Below are 237 nucleotides of genomic sequence, written 5' to 3'. Positions count from 1 at the left end.
ACGCCGAGCCGGGGCGCATTGGCCGTGCCTTCAATGGCGGCATGCTGTGGGCCATGCGCAACCGTTGGTGGGCGATTGGCATCACCGTGGCGCTGTTCGTGGCCTCGGTGTTCTCCATGCAATTTGTGCAGAACCAGTTCTTCCCGTCGTCGGACCGTCCGGAAATTCTCGTCGACCTGAACCTGCCGCAAAACGCCTCGATCAACGAGACGCGCAAGGCCGTTGACCGCCTCGAAG

1 protein-coding gene is annotated in these 237 nt (G+C 62.4%); it reads left to right on the top strand.

All coding sequences use genetic code 11. From position 1 onward, the window contains the following. Positions 1-237: efflux RND transporter permease subunit (locus AAEZ05_RS30165; RefSeq protein ID WP_350650340.1), on the top strand; the 237-nt coding region annotated here is incomplete at both ends.

It is taken from the genome of Pseudomonas sp. HY13-MNA-CIBAN-0226 (assembly GCF_040310305.1).
GTDB classification, from domain to species: Bacteria; Pseudomonadota; Gammaproteobacteria; order Pseudomonadales; family Pseudomonadaceae; genus Aquipseudomonas; species Aquipseudomonas gregormendelii.
The sequence above is the reverse complement of the archived record's forward strand: the minus strand, read 5'-3'. Positions and strand labels throughout refer to the sequence as shown.